We start from the raw sequence: 15,688 nt of genomic DNA on the forward strand, positions 1-15,688 counted from the left end.
GCCTCAGGCGATTGAGCCTGCGGGCTGCGCCAGCGGCGCGGTCTCTTCCTTCTCCCCGCCGCCGCCCGCCTGCCCCAGGTCCATACCGGTAGTCTCGGGCAGCAGCACCGCGGCGACCACTACCATCGCGTAGCCGACTCCCGCCACGATGGCGATCGCGCTCGGCAGCGAGGTGTGCCCCGTACTCAGCCACCCAACCGACAGCGGAAACAGCGAGCCGATCACCCGGCCGGCGTTATACGAAACGCCATACCCCGTTGCCCGGATATCGTTGGGATAAGACTCGGAGATGGTCGCGCCGATGCCCGCGAACACGCCCTGCATCAGTATGCCGAGCGGGAAGCCAAGGAACAGCATCGACGTATTCGACACCGGGATCACCATATAGACCAGCGCGGCCACGAACGCCCCGACCGCGAAGGCGATGTAGGTCAGCCGCCGGCCCCAGCGGTCGGTGGCGTAGGCGCCCGCCACGTAGCCGATCAGTGAGCCGATGATGGTGACCGCCAGGTAAGAACTGGTGCCGAACACCGACAGGCCGCGCTCGGTCTTGAGGAAGGTCGGCAACCACGTAGCGATGGCGTAGTACGCGCCCAGCATCCCGCCCGACAGCAGGCTGCACAGCAAGGTCTTGGACAGCAGGGGCCCACGGAACAGCCGGCCCAGGCCTGCCAGCGCCGCCCCCTGCCGGCCGGCCGCCCGGCTCTTCAGGAAGATTTCCGGCTCTTCCAGGTTGCGGCGCAGGTAGATCACCACCAGCGCCGGCAGGATGCCGAGGAAGAAGCAGACCCGCCACGCCGTCTCCGCCGGCAGCACGCTGAAGGCGATCGCGTACACGATGGCGGCCGCGCCCCAGCCGAAGGAATAGCTGCTGGCGGTAAAGCCCGAGTATTTGCCGCGATGGGCCGGGTTGCGGATCATCTCCGTCACCAGCACCATGCACAGCGACGACTCCCCGCCAAACCCCAGGCCCTGGATCATGCGGAACAGCATCAGCTGCTCCGGCGACTGCGCCAGCCCGCACAGGAAGCAGGCCCCCGCGAACACCACGATGGTCCAGCGCAGCACCCGCACGCGCCCGTAGCGGTCTGCCAGGATGCCGGCGCCGATCGCGCCCACCAGCGACGACACCAGCGTCCAGGTGACGATGGCGCCCGCTGTCGACTTGCTCATGCCCCATTGCCCGAGCAGCGTGGAGATAAGAAACGAATAGATCATGAAGTCGAAGACATCGACCGCATGCCCAAGGAACGCGCCATAGAAGCCCTTGCGCTCCATGCGCGACAAATCACGGAACCAGTCGAACATGATCCCTCCCTGTGGTGTGTGTAGTGTGTGTGGTGTTGTGGCTTAGTTGTTGTGGTCCGCCGGCAAGACAGACGGCCGCGGCGGCGGCCGGAACGCGTAGCCCGCGTCTTCCAGCAGGCTGGCAAAGCGCAGCGCGGTGAGATCCCGGTAGCGGCCGGCGACGATCTGCACGCCGACCGGCAGGCCATTGGTGCCCGGCCCGATCGGCGCCACCGCCGAAGGCAGCCCGCACAGCCCGGAATGGCCGGCCCAGAACAATTGCGTGGTCATCGGCTGCGCGCGGCCGTTGACGGTGAGGCTGCGCTGCCAGGGCTCGCCGGCCTCGTCCAGCGCGAAGGCCGTGGTGGCTGCGGCCGGGCACAGCAGCACGTCATAGGTAGAGAAGAACCGCCGCCACGCGGTGGCAAAGCGTTCGCGGGCCACCTGCAGGCGCAGCCAGTCGCGATGGCTCAGGGTCGCGCCGGTGTACTGGAGGGTGGCGTAGGAATGGTCGTCTGCGGCGGCTGTGGCGGTGCGGTTCAACGCATCGGTATAGGCCGCATCGTCCATGTGCACCGCGGTGGTCGCGCGCAGTAGCGTCACGTAGACGTGCCACAGTTCGGCCGCATCGAAATCCGGCCGCACATGCCAGTCCACGCGCGCGCCCTGCCCGGCCAGCCAGCAGCCCAGTTTTTCGATTCGCGCGGCGACCTCGCCGTCGGCTTCAGCCTGCGCATGGGTGGGCAACACCGCGACGCGGAAGTCGGCCAGCCGTCGGTGCGGACACTCTGGCAGATCAAGGCGGTAGGGCAGCGCCTCGTCGCCGTGCGGGCCGGCAATGGCGCGCAACACCGGTTCCAGGTCGCGCGCGCTGCGGGCCAAGGGGCCGGCGACATTGATGTCCTGTTCGCCGAAGCGCGCCGGCCCCACCCCGTGGCCTGCCAGCGGCACCAGGCCATGGCTGGGCTTGAGCGAGAAGATGCCGCAGTAGTGGGCCGGATTGCGCAGCGAGGAGCCGATATCGGAGCCCACATCGAAATATGACAGGCCGGCGCACACCGCCGCCGCGCTGCCGCCGGACGAGCCGCCCGGCGTGCGCGACGGATCGTGCGGATTGCGGGTGGTGCAGTAGATGGCGTTGTAGCTTTGCCAGTCACGCAGGCCGAGCGGAACGTTGGTCTTGCCGAGCAGGACGGCGCCGGCATTGCGCAGGCGCTGCACTACTGCGGCGTCGCGCTTGGCTGCATGGCCCTGCATGGCCGGATTGCCGCAAGTGGTCGGCCAGCCGGCGACGTCGAACGACTCCTTGACCGAGAACGGCACGCCATCGAGCACGCCGCGCGCTTGCCCTGCCCGGCGCCGCCGGTCGCTTTCCAGCGCGGCGGAGCGGGCGGCATCGAAATCTGACAGCACCAGCGCATTGATGATGCCGTGCCAGTCGTGCCACGCGGCTTCGCAGCCATCCACCAGTTCTACCGCGGAGACTTCGCCGGCGGCGAGCCGCTGTGCCACCTCCCACAACGGCGGAAAACGGCCGGGAGCCCGGTCGGACAGGTTCACATCGACTCCTTGTCATTATCCGAGCCGGCAGCGGCGCGGTGGGGGCGTATAGGACAGGCTTCGGGAAGTACTGCGAATGCGTTGGTATACTATATTCCGTATTGAACGGAGCGCAAGCGAAAGTGTCATGCGCGAGCGCGCTGAAGCACGCCAGCGGTTGAAAAGCGTAGAAGGGGAAGGGTCGGCAGGCAGAACGCCTGCTAGGAGGCAGCGGCGGCGTGCTGACGCCGCCGGGTCAGTCAGGCTGGATCAGCAGTGGCCACGGCGTGGGGCGCGGCCGCCCAGCGCCAGGAAGAAGCGGCCGATATCGCGCAGGCGCAGCGGCAGCAGCGGCGTGGCATGGCGGACGGCATTGCGCGCGGCAAAGTGGTGCAACAGTTGCTGGCCGACGGGTTGCGAAAGATAGCGTTGCTCAGGCGACTGCATGGTAAATCCCTATTGATCTGGAATGCCTACAGTATACCTAAATTGGTGCAATGCGCCATGGCGGCGCATGCAATGCCCAGTTGCCGGGCATGCAACGACATGCTGGAAACGGGAGAGGAAAAACCCGGGGCCCGACGCCCTCAGGCCGCCTCTGCCCTGCCCTGCCCGTCCACCGGCAAGTCTGCCGCCTTGGCGGCACTGTAGACATGGCGCGCGGCCAGCAAGGCGGCAAGGTCGGCATCCCCGGCGATGACTGCCTGCAGGATCTGGGCGTGTTCATCCCAGTTCTGGCGGGCGCGAACCACGTTGGCCGGGCCGAACAGCACCGCGGTGCGCTCGCGCAGCGAACGCATCATTTCCTGCAGCACGCTGTTGGCGGCTATGGTGCCGAGCACCTCATGGAAGCGGGTATTGAGGGCGAGCAACTCATCCGCGCGGCCCTGCGCGGCGGCATCCATGCCCTGGCGCAGCACGGTCTCCAGCTCAGCGACCAGCGCCGGGTCGCGGCGCTGCGCGGCGAGCTTGGCGTTGAGCCCTTCCAGCGTCGCGCGCACCTCCACCATCTCGCGCGCGATCACTGGCGACAGGCTGGCCACGGTTGCGCCGCGGCGCGGCTCGATCACCACCAGGCCTTCGCTGGCCAGCGCGCGCAGCGCCTCGCGCACCGGGATGCGCGACACGCCCAGTTCGGCGGACAGCTTGTTTTCCACCAGCCGTTCGCCTGGCGCGTACTTCCCGTTCAGGATGCCTTCACGCAGCTTGTCGGTGACAAGGGCGAACAGCGGCGAGTGGCTGGCACCGAGGCTCAGCGGCTCGGCGGGCGCGGCAGGAGATGGAGTGAGAGACATGGGTCGGCAAAGGCGTAAGCGGAAAGGCTGGCGTCATTGTATACCAGCCGTTCCCTGTATACCGCCATGTCTTAACAATGCTGGAAGGTGAAGCTGTCCGCATAAATGTGGTCGGTGCTTGCGCCGCTCGCCAGGAAAGCGGCGCGCGCGTCTCGGATCATATTGGGAGAACCGCACAAATAGATGGCGTGCTCGCTCAGGTCACCCAGGTCAGCCAGCGCCGCATCGTGCACGTAACCGCGCCGGCCTTGCCATCCTGCGCCGGCACGGGACAGCACCGGTACGTACTGGAAGTCATACAGCCGTTCGCCCCAGGCGGGGATATCGGTGTGCAGGTACAGGTCTTCCGGCTTCCGCATGCCCCAGTAGAGCGACACCGGCGGGCAGTCGGGATCGTCCATCAGCGATTCGAGGATGGCCTTGATCGGCGCCAGCCCGGTGCCGGTGGCCACCATCAGCAGTGGCCGGTAATCCCTGGCGCGGTAGAAGAAGCTGCCGAGCGGCAGTTCGACGTCAACGGCGTCGCCCGCTTTCATTTGCGGCAGGATGCCGTCGGTGAAGGCGCCGCCCGGGATGCGCCGCACATGCAGGTCGACGTGTCCGTCGCGCGGCACCGAGGCCATCGAGAAGCTGCGCGCGCGCCCGTCCTCGCTCAGCAGCTTCAGGTACTGGCCTGGGCGGTAGTCGAGCGCGCCCGTGTCCGGCACTTCCAGTTCGATATGCAATACGTCAGCCGACAACGGCCGCACCGCCTGCACTAGCGCCCGATAACGCGCCGGCTCGGCGCACGCCTCATCCTCGCGCGCCGTGCTGATGACCAGGTCGCCCAGCGGCTGCGCCTGGCAGGCCAGCGCAAAGCCGGCGGCGGCCTCGTCCGGTGCGAGCCCGAACGGCTCCTCGTCATACCGCACCTGCCCGTCAAGCAGCCGGATGCGGCAGGTGCCGCAGCCACCCAGCTGGCAGTCGTGGGGCAAGGCGATACTGGCGCGCCCGGCGGCCTGCAGCAGGGTCTCGCCGCGTTCGACAAAAAAGACCTGCTGCGTTTCGGCGATCTGGATGCGGTACGACATGGAACCTCCTACTTCTTGATATCGGCCTGCACCAGCACCTTGAGGTCCTGCGGCGCCAGCAGCTCGGCCAGCGCCTGCAGCGCGGCCAGCCCGGCCTGCGTGTCCTGCTCGCCGTTGCCGCCGGACAGGCCGATGCCGCCGATCACCTCGTCGTTGACCACGATCGGGAAGCCGCCCACGAACGCGGCGAACTTGCCCTCGAAGCTCCACTGGATGCCGAAGGCCTCGTTGCCCGGCAGCGCCGGCCCGTTGGGCGGCGTGGTGAACAGGTGCGTGGAGCGCTTGTGGCCCGCGGCCGTGAACGCCTTGTTCCATGCGATCTGCGGCCCGGTGATGCGGGCGCCGTCCATGCGCTCGAGCGCGAGCGGGTAGCCGCCCTCGTCGACCACGCAGATCGACTCCAGCACGCCGATTTCCTCCGAGCGCCGGATCGCGGCGGCAACCATATGGCGCGCTTCGCGCAGTTCCAGCTTGATGGCTTTCTTCATGTCTCTATGACTCCTTGTGACGGCGGGCTCAGGCGCCGCGGTAGACCGTCTTGACCTGCGTATAGAACTCCAGCCCGGTGCGCCCCGACTCGCGGAAGGTCGAGGTGCTCGAGCGCTTCACCCCGCCGAACGGCGCGTTGACCAGGTTGCCGGTGGTGGTGCGGTTGACCTTGACCGTGCCCGCCTCGATGTCCGTGGCGAAGTGGTGGATGTAGCGCGGGTTGCTGGTGACGATCGCAGCCGCCAGCCCGTACTCGGTGTCGTTGGCTTTGGCGATAGCGTCGGCGTAGTCCGTGAAGCCCAGGATGGCGATCACCGGCCCGAAGATCTCCTCGCGCGCGATCCGCATCTGCTGCGTCACGTCGGTGAACACCGTCGGCGCCACGTAGTAGCCCTTGTCGAAGTCGCCGCCGGTCAGGCGCGCGCCGCCACACAGCAGCGTTGCCTCGGACTTGCCGATATCGATATAGCGCAGCACCGTTTCCAGCTGCTTGTGCGAAGCCAGCGGCCCCAGGTCCATCCCGGCTGTCATGCCGCTACCGACCTTGAGCGTGGCGACCTTTGCCAGCAGGCGTTCGGTGTACGCCGCCTTGACCGACTCGGCCACCAGCACGCGGCTGGTCCCGGTGCACGCCTGGCCCGACAGCGAGAAGCCGCCCTTGATGGTCAGGTCGACGGCGCGATCGAGGTCGGCGTCTTCCATCACGATCAGCGGATTCTTGCCGCCCAGCTCCATCTGCGTGCGCGTGGTCAGCGGCACGGCGCGGTGGATCTGCTCGCCGGCACGCGACGAGCCGGTGAACGAGATGGCACGCACGGCCGGCGCCTCGGTGATGGCCGCGCCGATTTCCGCCGCGCTGCCGGTGATGAAATTCAGCACGCCCTTGGGCAGGCCGGCCTTGACCAGCACCTCGGCCAGCCGATAGCCCGACAGCGGTGCCTCGGACGACGGCTTGAACACCACCGTGTTGCCGGTCACCAGCGCGGGGGCGATCTTGCGGGCCGGGATCGATACCGGGAAATTCCACGGCGCGATCACCGTCACCACGCCCAGCGGCTCACGCTGGCTGTAGACGAGCTGGTCGGGGTCGTCGTTCGGGTACACCTCGCCGGTGAAGGTCTGCCCTTCCACTGCATAGAAGCGCAGCGTCTGGGCCGAGCGCAGCACCTCGTCGCGGGCCAGCGTCAGCGCCTTGCCTTCCTCGCGGGTCAGCTCGGCGGCGATGCTGTCGGCGTTGGCCTCGAGATGGTCGGCGGCACGGTTGAGAATGGCGGCGCGCTTGCCGACCGGGGTCTTTTTCCAGCCGGCGAACGCAGCCGCCGCGGCGGCGACGGCCGCCTGCGCGTCCACCGCGGAAGACGCCTGGAAGCGCCCCACGATGTCGGCGGTGTCGGCCGGGTTGACGTTGTCGAAGGTGCGGCCCGACTGGCAGGCCGCCCATTCGCCGTCGATATGGTTGAGGAATACGGTCATCGTCGATCCGGTTGCGCTGCGGCGCTCAGGCGGCCATGTCGAGTTCGGGCAGCGGCAGCTCTTTCTCGACGTAGTCGTGATAGAGCGCCGTCGTGTACAGCAGCCGCATCTGCGCGCCGATCTCGCAGATCTTCAGGCAGCGCTGCTGCAGTTCCGGCGTGTTGGCGTGCTCCAGCACGATCTGGTAGCCGCGCTCGCCGTGGATCTCGTCCGAGACGATATGCAGGTCGAAGAATTCGACTTCCTCGTCGGTGAACTGGTACTTGTCGCGCAGCGTGGGGGTCTGCTTGCGGTAGATCGAAGGCACCTGCGACTCCAGCCCGACCACCAGGCCGGCTACCGCGACGATGGGGTCTTCACGCATGGCCACCGCATAGCACCAGCTCTGCAGGCCACGGGTGGTGGGCGACATGTTGTCCGGGTCGATCACGCGCTCGCGGGTGGTGCCGCAGGCTTCAGCGAAGCGGATCAGCAGGTCGGTATGGCGGTCGCCGCCGATCTCTTCCTCATACATATTGGCGAGCAGGAAATCCTTGGCTTCGGTATAGCGGTCCGGGGTGCGAGCGTAGATGTAGCCCAAGTAATCCGCGAACGGGCCGACGTAGTGATAGTGGTTCTCGGCCCAGCGTGCGAGATGGGCGCGGGTCAGCTTGCCGCTGGCCCAGGCCACGCTGAACGGCGCCTTGTTGGCGCTCTTGCCTTTGATGGCTTCTTCGAGGGCGGCACGGAATTCTTCGCGGTTCATCAGTTCGGCCATGGCGGAGGCTCCTGGTTGGCGATGTGGGGCGATTGAGTGGGTTGGATGCCGGGGTCGCTTCGTAAATCGATCAGCCCTTGCATTGTTGTATACTATATACAGTGAGGCAGCGACGACAAGGGCTTCGTTGACTAATCACGTAAGTGTTTACCCGTCGGTGGCGCGTGCGATGGCGCTCAGGCGACGCGACGCTCCGCCGCGCCGGCGATGCGGGACCAGGCGAAGCCCGCCAGCGCCACGTCCTCCAGCCCCACGCCGACTGACTTGTAGATCACGATGTCGTCGTCTCGCTGGCGCGGCGACACCTTGCCCAGGACCACGTCGCCCAGTTCGACGATCTTCTCGCGCGGAAGGGCCTGCGGATCGGCCAGCACGATGTCGCCCGCCTCGCGCACGGACTGCGGGCGCCACTCGACCACAATGGCAGCGGCGCGGCGCAGCGCGCTGTCGTCCAGTTCACGCGTATGCGGCAGGCTGGAACCAATGGCGGCGACAAAGGCGCCAGGTCGGAGCGACGCGCCCGCGAACAGCGGCGTGGTCGCGCGCGAGGCGGTGACGACGATATCGGCCTCCGCCACGGCAGCATCGGGCTCCGCCAGTGTGACCGGGATGCCGCACAGCGCCGACAGCCGCGCCGGCATGCCTTCATCGGCGTGCGGATCGGACACCAGGATGCGCGCCAGCCCGAGCGTCTCGCTGAGCTGGCGCGCGTGCTGCACACCCTGCATGCCGGCGCCGAACAGCGCCAGCGTGCGCGCGCCGGGCCGGGCCAGCCGCTGCGCCGCCAGCGTGGTACAGGCGGCCGTGCGCAGGCGCGTGATGGCGCCGGCGTCGAACGACGCGAGCGGCCGGCCGTCGTCGGTCGAGAAGATCAGGATGACAAAGGAGAACTGGCCGTTGATGGTGGTGTAGACCTTGGCGCCCGCCACACCCTGCTGCGGGATCACCGCGCCCAGCGTGGACAGCTTGACGCCTCCCGCCTCGGTGCGAATGCGCTCCTGCATCGCGGCGTCGCCGCGCCCGAAGCTGGAAAACGCTGCTTCCATGACTTGCCGGGCATCCTCCGGACTGACGTGGGCATCGACCATCTCATCTGTGATGTGCTGCATGGGAACTCCGCTGATTGGATTGGCAGGGAAAGACAGGAAAACGCGCGGGCAACCGCGCGCAGAAATCGTCAGGCAAACGCCGTGCGTCCGAGCACGCCAAGCGCCCCGGCTGCGCACAGTCCCAGCAACAGGCGGCGCACGACGCCGGGCGAGACGTGCCCACGCAGGCGGTTCGAGAGCGCGAAGCCGGCCAGCAGGAACGGCGCAAGCGCCGCTGCCAGCATCAGCTGCGGCAGGCCGAAGCGCCCCGCCAGCGCGAGCATGGCCAGCGACAGCACTGCGCCGCCGGACAGGATGGTGCCCATGGTCGCGCGCATCGGCGCCGGCGCCATGTGCTGCATGACCAGCGCGAACGGCGGCGCGCCGGCCGAGGTGATGGTGCCCATGAAGCCCGACAGGGTGCCGGCAATGGCCACGTTGCGCGAACTCGGCAGCAGGCGCCAGCCCAGCAGGCTCAGCGCCACGGCGGCGAGTATCGACACCGAGAACAGCACCCCCAGCGGGCCCGGCGCCAGCCACGCCAGGGTCAGCACCGCCGCCGCCCCGCCGAGCGCGCGCCCGATCAGGGCGAAGCCTGCGATGCGCCACGCGATCGCCTCCCGCTCGCGCAGCGCGCCCATTAAAGAGAGACAGCAGCCCATCGCCAGCAGCGGTCCCGGCACGAGGTCGGGAAAGAAGATTGCGCCCAGCGGCGCCGACAGCATCGCGAAGCCGATCCCGCCCACGCCTTGCAGGCAGGCGCCCACGAGAATGAGTGCCCCCATCCATAGATATGTGGGGACGGAGAGTCCGGCTGGAAGCAGGGAGAGCAAGGTGGCGGGCAAGGCAGAGGCCATGGCGGCAGGTCGTAAAAGCGGCTTGGAAGGCGCGAAGGAAGCGCGTCGGACGGACGGCCTCTTGGGGGCATGCCTCCTGCAAGTCGCCGCACACGGTATACAGTCTACATGTCGCAGCGCAGTCGGGCAAACTTGCCGATCCGCCTGTGCACCACTTAAAGGACGCTTCGCATCGCCGCAAGCCCAATAAATGTGCGGCGTTCGGGCAACTTGCACCACTCCGGTATAGGCGTAAGTCCGGATGAAAAACCTGTTGTCGCGAGATGGCACTGGAATATAGTATACCGACACTGGGTTCCAGAACTGGTACGGAACCCGGGGCCCCACAACCCCTCCGCCCCCAGGGAGTCTTCATGTCACAACAAGTCGTGATCGGTGCCGCGCACTGGATCTATCTGTCAGGGGTAGCAGTCATCGTGCTGACGATGATCCTGCGCGCCAATGTTGTCGTCCCTTCCATCATCGGCACCGCCCTGGTCGTCTTTGCCCTCACCGGCAGTCCGGTCTCCGCACTGGGCGGGGTGTTCTCCGCGAGCCTGGTTGCCGCCAAGGAACTGTTCAATATCTTCCTGGTGATCGCGTTCATGACGGCGCTGCTCAATGCGCTCAAGACGCTGCGCTCCGACATCCGCATGGTCGAGCCCTTCCGCGTAGTGATGAAGAACGGGCATTCGGCGTTCTTTATCCTGGCGGGCATCACTTACGTCATCTCGCTGTTCTTCTGGCCCACGCCCGCGGTGCCGCTGGTCTCGGCAATCCTGCTGCCGGCCGCCATCGCTGCGGGGCTGCCGCCGCTGGCAGGCGCGATGGCCATCGCCATCGCCGGCCAGGGCATGGCGCTGTCATCGGACTACGTGATCGGCGTCGCGCCCGGCATCAGCGCCAAGGCGGCCGGCGCGGCGGTGAGCGCCGCGGTGGTGGCCGATCGCGCGCTGGCGCTGTCGATCATCACCGGCACGATTGCGCTGTGCCTGGCCTATCTGTCGATGCGCAAGCATATCGTCCCCGCCTGCGGCACCCTGCTCGACCGCTGGCAGGCGCGCGCCGGCGGCAGCGCCGAGGCGCTGGAAGGCGGCGGCACCTTCGACAAGGCCGAGATCGCCAGGGGCACCGCCCACGCCGAGCCGCTGGCCAGCGACAGCAATATCGAGGCAAGCCTGGCGATGGTGGCCCGGCGCCGGGTGAAGTGGTCGAAATGCTTCGCGATCGTCACGCCCATCGCCTTCCTCGCCGTGGTCGCCGTCATGGTGCTGCCCAAGCTCGGCGCTGGCGTGCAGGACCTCAAGGGCGGCGATGCGGCCGCGTTGGTCGGCGGCGTCGCTGCGGTGCTGATGATGCTGGCGACGCTGGCCGCGGAAGGCCCGCGCCGCATGCTCGACGTATGCCCGGAGCACATCACCGACGGCTTTGTCTTCGCCTTCAAGGCGATGGGCTCGGTGCTGCCGATCGCGGGCTTTTTCTTCATCGGCGCCGGCGAAACCGCCGCGCAGATCCTGGGCCTGCCGCCGGGCAAGGCGCCGAGCCTGCTGTTCGAACTGATCCAGGCCTACCAGCACATGATCCCGGACAACCACGTGCTGGTCGCCTTCGGGGTGCTGCTGGTCGGCATGATCACCGGCATCGACGGCTCCGGTTTCGCAGGCCTGCCGCTGACCGGCACGCTGGCCGGCGCGCTCGGCCCGGTGGTCGGCTTCGACCCTGCCACGCTGGCCGCGGTGGGCCAGATGGGCGCGGTCTGGACCGGCGGCGGCACGCTGGTGGCGTGGTCGTCGCTGATCGCGGTGGCCGGCTTCGCCCGCGTGCCGGTGCTGGACGCGGTGCGCGCGCTGCTGATCCCGGTGCTGATCGGGCTGGCCTGCTCCACCGTGGCCGCGATGGTGTTGTGGTCGTAGGCGGCCGCAAACAACAGCCAGGTCCCACCGATTTCTTCGACTATTCATGATGCCGGGCGGCCAGCCCGGCAGGAACCGCGCCATGCCGACAGTCACTTTCCACAAGCAGGGCCAGACCTTCGTCGACGAGGTCAAGTCCCAGACCAACCTGGTCGTCCGCGCCGGGATCCGCCAGTTCCCCTACCCCAACCTGCGCTATGAGTGCGGCATGGGCAAGTGCTCCAAATGCGCCTGCCGCGTGATCGCCGGCGCCGAACACCTGCCGCCGCCCAACTGGAAAGAGAAGAAGCAACTCGGCGAGCGGCTCGAACAGGGCTACCGGCTGGCCTGCCAGCTCTGGATCGAGCATGACATCGAACTGGCCCAGGACGACCTGCCCGCCCAGGCACCTGCCATCGTGGCCACGGCCGGCGCGGATGCCTGACATGTTCGTCCTTCTCACCAGCCGCCCCGGCCAGTTCCGCACCGAGCCCACTGCGGGCATGACCGCGGTCGAGGCATACGACTACGTCTTCTATGGCAAGCGCACCGCGCGCTTTGTCATCGCGGAACTGGCCGCCGATACCAAGGTGCGGGTCCTGGAAGAAACGCCGCCCGGCATCGTCAACCTGGTGTCGACCAAGTTCCTCGACAAGTACGCCACGCTTGAGGCCGCCCGCGTCGCGCTGCGCGAGCTGGCCAGCTTCGGCAGCATGGACATCGCCCTGGTGCCCGCCCCGGTCGCCATCGCAGGCGCTCCTGGCTACTAACGCCTGACCTTCAGTCAATCTTCGCCATGATCCAGATCACCTTCCTCACCAACCACGGCAAGACGGTCAGCGCACCGGTCAACAGCAATCTGCTGCGCGTGTCGCTGCGCGAGCAGGGCGGCATCCCTTTCAAGTGCGGCGGCGGCCTGTGCGGCACCTGCAAATGCCGCATCGAAAAGGGCCACGAGCATACGGACGCGGTCAAGCCGAAGGAAAAGAAACTGCTGACCGAAGAGGAGCTGGCGACGGGGTTCCGGCTGGCCTGCCAGACTTTTATCGATGGGAATATCGCGGTGTCATGGCAGCCCAGGGAGACGGTGCGCGGGTGAGCGGGCGCTGAGGAGAGTGCGCCTTCGGCTGGTATGACTTCCTGGCCGTGTCCGCGTACCAGCGTTTCGAACGCTAGTCTTCCCGCTACCGCCGCCTCGCCCCCACCAGCCCCGCCACCTCATCCAGCATCGCCATATCCACCGGCTGCGACAGGTCCAGCGCCAGCGTGTGCCGGTAGTAGGGGCTCAGGTCCAGCCCAACCCCCAGCCCCAGCACTTCCACATCTCGCAGCGTCGCATGCCGGGCCACCACCGCCTTCAGGTGGTTGTCGAGGTAGCAGGCGTCGTTGGCCTGCCCGGTCGCGGTATCCATGGGACTGCCGTCGGACACCACCACCAGGATGCGGCGGGCCTTGCCGCTGGCGTGCAGGCGCGCGCAGGCCCACTCCACCGCCTCGCCGTCCACGCCTTCGCGGAACAGGTCGGCCTTGAGCAGGGCGGCGATGTCGGTGCGCGCGCGCCGCCAGCTGCGTTGCGCGTCCTTGAACACCATATGGCAAGTCTCGTTGAGCCGGCCGGGGTGCTGCGGGCGGCCGCGCGCAAGCCAGTCGGCACGGGCGCGGCCGCCGTTCCAGGCGTTGGTGGTAAAGCCGAGCACCTCGGTGGCAACGCCGGCCTGGTCGAGCGCGCGGGTGAGCATGTCGATCAGCAGCGTGAGCGGCTCGGCCTGCGCCTTCATCGAGCCTGAGCAGTCGATCAGGAATCCGACCACGCAGTCGGCGTGGGCCTTGTGCGCTTCCAGGCGGAAGAGCCGGCGCTCGGAAGGGGAGCAGACCAGCTGCGCCAGGCGGCGGCCGTCGATGCGGCCGCTTTCCTCGCCGAAGGACCAGCCGTCCACGCGCGGCTGCGACAACGCGGCGCGCAGCCGGCGCGCCAGCCGGGCCATGTTCACGCCCGCGCGCGCGATGCGTGCGTCGAGCCGCGTGCGGTACTCGTCCAGCAAGGCGCGGCGCACCAGCGTGGCGGCGCGCACTTCGCGGTCGTAGCGGGTGGTGAAGACGCGGTAGCCGTCGGTGGCCTCGGCCAGTACGCGGCTGTGGCCGCTGTCGGCCAGCGCAAAGTCTTCCGCAGGCGGTTCGTCGAAATCCAGCCACAGCGCAAACCCGGCGCGCGCGGCCGAGGCTGAGTTGTCGTCGTCTTCGCCGGCAAGCGGGGCTTCCGCACGGATCATCTGCGCCACCGCGCGCGCCAGCGCCAGTGCGTGCGCGGCGTAGGCGGCCTGGTCGTGGCGTTGCGCGCGCAGGCCGGCCAGCGCGGTGCCCAGCACCGGCACGATGGCGGCGCGCGTGGCTTCGATCAGGTCTTCGGTCTCTTCCAGCACCGGCTCCCCCGTCAGGCGCGACCACGACACCTGCGCCACGGTATAGAGCAGGATGCCGAGGTGCCCCTCGGTCAGCCCGGAACGATGGAAGGCCCGCGACCACGCCATGAAGCGGTGGCGCAGGTTGGCCGCCACGCCGGCCATGCCGCGCGGCAGGCGGGTCTCGCAACGCAGCTGCTCCAGCAGTTCGAAGACCAGGCGCTCGACCGGATCGGCCGGGCACAGCTGCCGATGCAGCACGGCGTCGGAATGCGCCTGGCGCAGGGCGGCACCATCGGCCGCGCCGCGCAGGCAGGTGGCCGTGTCGGTCTCCAGGTCCGTGCGCAAGTGCGGCGCATGCTGCGGCACCGGGCGCATCGCGCGCCAGAGCTGGCCGTCGCGGAAATGCAGCGCCGCATCGCCGGTGATCGCGCGCACCGCGGCGCCGGACAGCTCATCCTGCCGCTGGCGCCGGCGCAACTGCTGCGCGACCGTGGCCGCGCTCATCGCGCGGGCTCCGATTCTGCGCTGACGCCGGCGGCTTCACCCGGCAGGTGGCCGAAGCAGCGCTGGTAATACTCGGCCACCACCGGCCGCTCGGCTTCGTCGCACTTGTTCAGGAAGGTCAGGCGGAAGGCGAGCGCGGGGTCGCGGAAGATCTGGCAGTTCTCGGCCCAGCTGATCACCGTGCGCGGCGACATCAGCGCCGACACATCGCCGGCGGCAAACCCGCGGCGCGTGAGCCCGGCCAGCGCCACCATCGCATCGACCAGCGCGCGCCCGGCGTCGTTGTCCAGTTCCGGCACGCGCGCCAGCACGATGCCGGCTTCTTCTTCATGCGGCAGGTAGTCCAGCGTGGCCACCACATTCCAGCGGTCGATCTGCGCGTGGTTGAGCAGCTGGGTGCCGTGGTAGAGGCCGTTGACGTTGCCCAGGCCCGCGGTATTGGATGTCGCAAACAACCGGAACGACGGATGCGGGCGGATCACGCGGTTCTGGTCCAGCAGCGTGAACTTGCCGTCACGCTCCAGGATGCGCTGGATCACGAACATCACATCGGGCCGGCCTGCGTCGTATTCGTCGAAGATCAGCGCCACCGGACGCTGCAGCGCCCACGGCACGATGCCTTCCTGGAATTCGGTGACCTGGCGCCCGTCGCGCACCACGATGGCGTCCTTGCCGACCAGGTCCAGCCGGCTGATATGCCCGTCCAGGTTGACACGCACGCAGGGCCAGTTCAGCCGCGCGGCGACTTGCTCGATATGGGTCGACTTGCCGCTGCCGTGCAGGCCCTGCACCATCACGCGCCGGTCGCGCATGAAGCCGGACAGGATTGCCAGCGTCACCTCGGGCTGGAAGCGGTAGGCCGGATCGATCTCCGGCACGTGGTCGTCGCGCTGGCTGAAGGCCGCCACCATCAGGCCGGAATCGATGCCGAACGTGCTGCGCACCGGAATCATCCGGTCGGGCTTGCCAAACTGGTCTTGCGTCACCTCATGCTCCTTGTTGCTTGCTGCCATGCCATCGGCACTGCGGCAAGCGGAGCAATCCGCGTGACGCCGT

General features: G+C 68.1%; 16 protein-coding genes. 4 read left to right on the forward strand and 12 right to left on the reverse strand.

Annotation, left to right across the window (positions count from 1 at the left end):
* Positions 1-3 precede the first annotated feature (3 nt).
* The 10 genes from KB879_RS14405 to KB879_RS14450 all read right to left on the reverse strand — a co-directional run bounded on the left by KB879_RS14405 (position 4) and on the right by KB879_RS14450 (position 9,783).
* Positions 4-1,308: an MFS transporter gene (locus KB879_RS14405; protein ID WP_013953471.1), complete on the reverse strand. Its 1,305-nt coding sequence runs from the start codon at positions 1,306-1,308 to the stop codon at positions 4-6.
* 42 nt (positions 1,309-1,350) lie between these two features.
* The gene (locus KB879_RS14410; protein ID WP_211981877.1) at positions 1,351-2,847 is read right to left on the reverse strand and encodes an amidase; all 1,497 of its coding nucleotides are present in this window, start codon (positions 2,845-2,847) and stop codon (positions 1,351-1,353) included.
* 249 nt (positions 2,848-3,096) lie between these two features.
* A complete protein-coding gene (locus tag KB879_RS14415) occupies positions 3,097-3,273 on the reverse strand; it encodes a hypothetical protein (protein WP_010810355.1) in 177 nt (58 codons plus the stop codon).
* Between the two features lie 140 nt (positions 3,274-3,413).
* On the reverse strand, positions 3,414-4,121 hold the full coding sequence (locus KB879_RS14420) for a GntR family transcriptional regulator (protein ID WP_022539212.1): 708 nt from the start codon (positions 4,119-4,121) through the stop codon (positions 3,414-3,416).
* A gap of 71 nt (positions 4,122-4,192) precedes the next feature.
* Positions 4,193-5,191: a 2Fe-2S iron-sulfur cluster-binding protein gene (locus KB879_RS14425; protein ID WP_013953474.1), complete on the reverse strand. Its 999-nt coding sequence runs from the start codon at positions 5,189-5,191 to the stop codon at positions 4,193-4,195.
* Between the two features lie 8 nt (positions 5,192-5,199).
* On the reverse strand, positions 5,200-5,679 hold the full coding sequence (locus KB879_RS14430; protein ID WP_013953475.1) for a heme-binding protein: 480 nt from the start codon (positions 5,677-5,679) through the stop codon (positions 5,200-5,202).
* Positions 5,680-5,707: 28 nt separating this feature from the next.
* Complete coding sequence (locus KB879_RS14435; RefSeq protein WP_211981878.1) at positions 5,708-7,153, reverse strand: aldehyde dehydrogenase family protein; 1,446 nt, start codon at positions 7,151-7,153, stop codon at positions 5,708-5,710.
* A 25-nt stretch (positions 7,154-7,178) separates the two neighbouring features.
* Entirely contained in the window at positions 7,179-7,910 is a 732-nt protein-coding gene (locus tag KB879_RS14440) for a TenA family transcriptional regulator (protein ID WP_013953477.1), read from the reverse strand.
* A 176-nt stretch (positions 7,911-8,086) separates the two neighbouring features.
* On the reverse strand, positions 8,087-9,019 hold the full coding sequence (locus KB879_RS14445) for an ornithine cyclodeaminase family protein (protein WP_211981879.1): 933 nt from the start codon (positions 9,017-9,019) through the stop codon (positions 8,087-8,089).
* 68 nt (positions 9,020-9,087) lie between these two features.
* Entirely contained in the window at positions 9,088-9,783 is a 696-nt protein-coding gene (locus tag KB879_RS14450) for a sulfite exporter TauE/SafE family protein (RefSeq protein ID WP_049800648.1), read from the reverse strand.
* A 425-nt stretch (positions 9,784-10,208) separates the two neighbouring features.
* On the opposite strand from KB879_RS14450, the gene KB879_RS14455 reads away from it, so the two are divergent.
* The 4 genes from KB879_RS14455 (at position 10,209) to KB879_RS14470 (ending at position 12,825) form a co-directional block, all read left to right on the forward strand.
* Positions 10,209-11,747, forward strand: a complete 1,539-nt coding sequence (locus tag KB879_RS14455; protein WP_013953480.1) for a hypothetical protein — start codon at positions 10,209-10,211, stop codon at positions 11,745-11,747.
* A gap of 82 nt (positions 11,748-11,829) precedes the next feature.
* Positions 11,830-12,171, forward strand: a complete 342-nt coding sequence (locus KB879_RS14460; protein ID WP_013953481.1) for a 2Fe-2S iron-sulfur cluster-binding protein — start codon at positions 11,830-11,832, stop codon at positions 12,169-12,171.
* 1 nt (position 12,172) lies between these two features.
* A complete protein-coding gene (locus KB879_RS14465; RefSeq protein ID WP_013953482.1) occupies positions 12,173-12,496 on the forward strand; it encodes a hypothetical protein in 324 nt (107 codons plus the stop codon).
* A 26-nt stretch (positions 12,497-12,522) separates the two neighbouring features.
* Entirely contained in the window at positions 12,523-12,825 is a 303-nt protein-coding gene (locus tag KB879_RS14470) for a 2Fe-2S iron-sulfur cluster-binding protein (RefSeq protein ID WP_013953483.1), read from the forward strand.
* 85 nt (positions 12,826-12,910) lie between these two features.
* Here the strand turns inward: KB879_RS14470 and KB879_RS14475 are convergent, their stop codons facing one another.
* Together KB879_RS14475 and KB879_RS14480 are read right to left on the reverse strand one after the other, a co-directional pair.
* The gene (locus KB879_RS14475) at positions 12,911-14,632 is read right to left on the reverse strand and encodes a cobaltochelatase (protein ID WP_013953484.1); all 1,722 of its coding nucleotides are present in this window, start codon (positions 14,630-14,632) and stop codon (positions 12,911-12,913) included.
* Positions 14,629-15,645 carry an AAA family ATPase gene (locus KB879_RS14480; RefSeq protein WP_211981881.1) on the reverse strand — a complete coding sequence of 339 codons (1,017 nt, stop codon included), beginning with the start codon at positions 15,643-15,645 and terminating at the stop codon, positions 14,629-14,631. Before KB879_RS14480 ends, KB879_RS14475 begins: the two co-directional genes overlap by 4 nt.
* Between the last annotated feature and the right edge of the window lie 43 nt (positions 15,646-15,688).

Origin of the sequence: Cupriavidus sp. KK10, assembly GCF_018223725.1 — a bacterium.
Lineage (GTDB): Bacteria > Pseudomonadota > Gammaproteobacteria > Burkholderiales > Burkholderiaceae > Cupriavidus > Cupriavidus necator.

What these genes read in the sequence shown, in the direction of transcription:
- KB879_RS14445 (WP_211981879.1), bottom strand. Translation starts at nt 9,019, where the DNA reads ATGCAGCACATCACAGATGAGATGGTCGATGCCCACGTCAGTCCGGAG.
- KB879_RS14430 (WP_013953475.1), bottom strand. Translation starts at nt 5,679, where the DNA reads ATGAAGAAAGCCATCAAGCTGGAACTGCGCGAAGCGCGCCATATGGTT.
- KB879_RS14465 (WP_013953482.1), top strand. Translation starts at nt 12,173, where the DNA reads ATGTTCGTCCTTCTCACCAGCCGCCCCGGCCAGTTCCGCACCGAGCCC.
- KB879_RS14440 (WP_013953477.1), bottom strand. Translation starts at nt 7,910, where the DNA reads ATGGCCGAACTGATGAACCGCGAAGAATTCCGTGCCGCCCTCGAAGAA.
- KB879_RS14475 (WP_013953484.1), bottom strand. Translation starts at nt 14,632, where the DNA reads ATGAGCGCGGCCACGGTCGCGCAGCAGTTGCGCCGGCGCCAGCGGCAG.
- KB879_RS14415 (WP_010810355.1), bottom strand. Translation starts at nt 3,273, where the DNA reads ATGCAGTCGCCTGAGCAACGCTATCTTTCGCAACCCGTCGGCCAGCAA.
- KB879_RS14480 (WP_211981881.1), bottom strand. Translation starts at nt 15,645, where the DNA reads ATGGCAGCAAGCAACAAGGAGCATGAGGTGACGCAAGACCAGTTTGGC.
- KB879_RS14460 (WP_013953481.1), top strand. Translation starts at nt 11,830, where the DNA reads ATGCCGACAGTCACTTTCCACAAGCAGGGCCAGACCTTCGTCGACGAG.
- KB879_RS14450 (WP_049800648.1), bottom strand. Translation starts at nt 9,783, where the DNA reads ATGGGGGCACTCATTCTCGTGGGCGCCTGCCTGCAAGGCGTGGGCGGG.
- KB879_RS14470 (WP_013953483.1), top strand. Translation starts at nt 12,523, where the DNA reads ATGATCCAGATCACCTTCCTCACCAACCACGGCAAGACGGTCAGCGCA.
- KB879_RS14455 (WP_013953480.1), top strand. Translation starts at nt 10,209, where the DNA reads ATGTCACAACAAGTCGTGATCGGTGCCGCGCACTGGATCTATCTGTCA.
- KB879_RS14405 (WP_013953471.1), bottom strand. Translation starts at nt 1,308, where the DNA reads ATGTTCGACTGGTTCCGTGATTTGTCGCGCATGGAGCGCAAGGGCTTC.
- KB879_RS14420 (WP_022539212.1), bottom strand. Translation starts at nt 4,121, where the DNA reads ATGTCTCTCACTCCATCTCCTGCCGCGCCCGCCGAGCCGCTGAGCCTC.
- KB879_RS14435 (WP_211981878.1), bottom strand. Translation starts at nt 7,153, where the DNA reads ATGACCGTATTCCTCAACCATATCGACGGCGAATGGGCGGCCTGCCAG.
- KB879_RS14425 (WP_013953474.1), bottom strand. Translation starts at nt 5,191, where the DNA reads ATGTCGTACCGCATCCAGATCGCCGAAACGCAGCAGGTCTTTTTTGTC.